The sequence below is a fragment of the Longimycelium tulufanense genome (genome assembly GCF_014645795.1).
Taxonomy (GTDB): Bacteria; Actinomycetota; Actinomycetes; order Mycobacteriales; family Pseudonocardiaceae; genus Longimycelium; species Longimycelium tulufanense.
This window is the reverse complement of sequence record NZ_BMMK01000089.1, coordinates 1-2,543: the sequence shown is the minus strand read 5'-3', so window position 1 is coordinate 2,543 and position 2,543 is coordinate 1. Positions and strand designations below refer to the sequence as shown.

Here is a 2,543-nt window from a genome sequence, read left to right as displayed (position 1 = left end):
TCGTCGAGTGGCTGATGGGCCTGCCCGAGGGGCACGTCACCGCCGTCCCCGGCCTGAGCCGAACCGACATGCTGTGTCTCCTCGGTAACACCGTTGTTCCACAACAAGGTGCTGCCGCTTTGCGGTGGCTGCTCCCCTACGTCTCTCGACCACTGATAGCCGAGCCGGTATTCGAACAGCCAGCCTGACCGGAGGTACCGATGAGCACCGGCAAGCAGTTACGAGACCGAGGATTTGCAGAAGTAACCGCCGCCGATAGGGCGGTGCACCGCAACGTGGGTGAGCGCATCAAGGCCGCCATCGACCAGCTGCTCGCCGAAGGCGGTGAATGGACCGCCGAAGACGTCCGCGCCCGCCTCCCCGAAGGCGTCGAGCCCCACAGCCCGAACCTGCTCGGCGCCATCATCGGCAACTACGCCAGCCGCGGTCTCATCCGCCGTGTCGACCTCCGCACCAGTCGCCGACCGTCCCGGCACGCCGCCGAGATCAAGGTGTGGGCGGGTACGCGAGGTGACGAGGAGCGGGTCGCATGAAGCCGCCGTTCGCCTACTACGGCGGGAAAACGGGGCTGGCACGACGAATCGTCGATCTCCTGCCGCCGCACCAGCACTACGTCGAGCCCTTCGCCGGGTCGCTGGCCGTCCTGCTGGCCAAGCCGCCCGCCCCAATGGAAACCGTCAATGACCTCGACGGCGACCTCATGCACTTCTGGCGTGTCCTCCGCGACCGTCCGGCGGAGCTGATCCGGGCCTGCGCACTCACCCCGCACTCCCGCGCCGAGTACCAAACCGCCTACAAACTCGCCGAGGATGAGCTGGAGCGTGCTCGCCGTGTCTGGGTCCGAATCTCCCAAGGTCGGACCGGAACCCTGGCCCGAACGGGCTGGCGGTTCTACATCGACCCCGCGGGAAGCAGCACGAGCATGCCGGGCTACTTGGCCGGCTACGTCGAGCGCATGGCGTCCGCCGCCCAGCGGCTGGCCCGCGTCTCCCTGGAGTGCCGGCCCGCGCTCGAACTCATCGAGGCATACGGCTCGTGCCCCGATGTCCTGCTGTACGTCGACCCGCCCTACCTCGGCCAGACCCGCACCGGCACCAACTACCGCCACGAGATGAGTTCGGAACGGGAGCACCGGAAACTCGCTGAGGCACTCAAGGGCTGCCGGGCGGCCGTGGTGCTCTCCGGCTACCACTCGCCGCTCTACGCGGAGCTGTACCGGGATTGGCACGTCACCTCGCTCGCGTCGGCTACGGCGCAGGGCGGCACGTGGTCGCCGCGAACCGAAGCCTTGTGGAGTAATCGACCGCCCCAGGGGTCGCTGTTCGACCACGTCGAGGTCGCGTCATGACCGCCGGCCCCGCCGAGGTCCCGGGCGGCGTCAACGCGCACGCCGCCCGGGCCCACCTCGTCGACTACGTCGCCAGCCTCCGCCGTGACGCGGAGCTGCTCGCACGCGACGGCAACACCGACCTCGCCGCCGCACACCACCGCATCGCCGAGGACCTCAGCGCGCTGCTGCGCCGCTGGGACATCGCCCACGGCCCCCACAGCTAACCACTGCCGCCGCAAATTCTGCAGTAACAGGAGTTCCCATGGCCCGCATCCGCACCGTCAAGCCGGAGTTCTGGAGTTCCCCAGCCACGGAGGGCATGAGTCCCTGGGCACGACTGCTGTTCATCGCCATGTGGAACTGGGCCGACGACCATGGCCGTGGCTCGGCCAACCCCGGCGAGCTTGCCGGGTTCGCCTTCCCCAACGACGACCTGTCCTCGGCGGACATTCGGCGGATGCTCGGCGAGATCCGCCGAGGGTTCGGTGTGAAGTTCTACAAGGTCGGAGGAAGGCCGTTCTATGCGATCCCGACATGGGCCAAACACCAGAAGATCGACAAGCGGTCTGGTGCCAAGTACCCGACGCCCGAGGACGGCGATGAATGGGACCCCGATCCGGAGCACACCGCTGACCAGCACGAACAGCAAGCCTCGACGGAGTCCGCCGAGCCTCCGCCAAGCCTCCGCCAAGGGTTCGGCGGCAATCGGTTGGATACCGGACGAAGTTCTACGGAAGGTCCGGGCGAGCTATCCCGTGTGAACGGAAACAGTGTTTCAGGGCACCAGTTGGCTAATCACCGTCCTCCAGATATTGATCGTCAACTCGACACGGATCTAGGGGTTGACCTGCCTGAACGAGGCGCCTCGGCGGGTTCCGCCGAGTCTCCGCTGAACCCTCGGCGGAGTTCGGTCGCTGGAACAGGGGAACAGGGGAACAGGGGAAGGGGGTTGCGTAACGGGGGTACGTCACCCGCGCACGCGCGCGAGGAACGTCCCCGCCTGAATGAGATCAGCGGGACCGCGCACTCCCCTGCAGCCCACCGTCTCGTCACTGCCTACGCCAAGAGCTGCCGGAAGCGACCGCCCACAAGCGTGCTGCAGAAGCTCGGTCCGCTCGTGGACCAGCTGCTGCGGGACGGCTACACCGAAGATCAGATCGGCCAGGCGCTCAAGGTGTGGGGTCGCAAGGGCATCGGCACCCACCTACTGCCG

At 67.4% G+C, this 2,543-nt stretch carries 5 protein-coding genes; all 5 read left to right on the top strand.

What is annotated here, in order from left to right:
- Nucleotides 1-188, top strand: a 188-nt coding sequence (locus IEY55_RS32455) for a hypothetical protein (protein ID WP_229686953.1), incomplete at its 5' end; no start/stop codon positions are given.
- Between the two features lie 12 nt (nt 189-200).
- Entirely contained in the window at nt 201-533 is a 333-nt protein-coding gene (locus IEY55_RS31595) for a hypothetical protein (RefSeq protein ID WP_189062254.1), read from the top strand.
- Nucleotides 530-1,348, top strand: coding sequence for a DNA adenine methylase (locus tag IEY55_RS31590; protein ID WP_189062253.1), 819 nt, complete (start codon nt 530-532; stop codon nt 1,346-1,348). The genes IEY55_RS31595 and IEY55_RS31590 overlap by 4 nt, the downstream gene beginning before the upstream one ends.
- Nucleotides 1,345-1,554 (top strand): hypothetical protein, encoded by a 210-nt coding sequence (locus IEY55_RS31585; RefSeq protein WP_189062252.1) that lies wholly within the window; start codon nt 1,345-1,347, stop codon nt 1,552-1,554. Before IEY55_RS31590 ends, IEY55_RS31585 begins: the two co-directional genes overlap by 4 nt.
- A 38-nt stretch (nt 1,555-1,592) precedes the next feature.
- A partial coding sequence (locus IEY55_RS31580) for a hypothetical protein (protein ID WP_189062251.1) occupies nt 1,593-2,543 on the top strand: 951 nt, incomplete at its 3' end.